Raw genomic sequence first — 557 nt, 5'->3', positions numbered from 1 at the left:
TCGGGCAGCTGCGCGATGGGCTGACCGGCGCGCGCACGATCGGCGAGCGGTTGGCCGGGCGCGAGGACCTGCCGGTGCTGATCGAGCGGTTGCTGCCCGATCTGGGCGGGCACGGCGCGCTGGTTGATCATTTCGCGCGCGCGCTGGTGGCCTCGCCGCCGACCGAGCGCGGGCAGGGCGGCTACATCGCCACCGGCTACGACGCCGCGCTCGACGAACTGCGCGTGACATCGGGCAACGCGCGCCGCGCAATCGCCGCGCTCGAGGCGAAATACCGCGAGGAAACCGGAGTCGCCGCGCTCAAGATCAAGCACAACAACGTGCTGGGCTACTTCATCGAAGTGCCCGCGCGCCACGCCGACACCCTGATGCAGGCCGAAAGCGGCTTCACCCACCGCCAGACGATGGCCGGCGCCATGCGTTTCAACGCGCTGGCGCTGCATGAGGAAGCGAGCCGGATCACCGAGGCGGGCGCGCACGCGCTGGCCGCCGAGGACGCGCACTTCGAAGGGCTGGTGGCCGAGGCCGTGGCCGCGCGCCGGGCGATCGCCGCCACG

Annotated in this window: 1 pseudogene; it reads left to right on the top strand. The window is 72.4% G+C overall.

Annotation, left to right across the window (positions count from 1 at the left end):
• Nucleotides 1-557 (top strand): annotated as a pseudogene (locus MTR62_RS21170) (DNA mismatch repair protein MutS); the annotation flags it as partial.

The sequence above is a fragment of the Novosphingobium organovorum genome, from assembly GCF_022832435.1.
GTDB classification, from domain to species: domain Bacteria; phylum Pseudomonadota; class Alphaproteobacteria; order Sphingomonadales; family Sphingomonadaceae; genus Novosphingobium; species Novosphingobium organovorum.
Note: the sequence above shows the minus strand (reverse complement) of the source record. Positions and strands in the feature narration are given on the sequence as shown.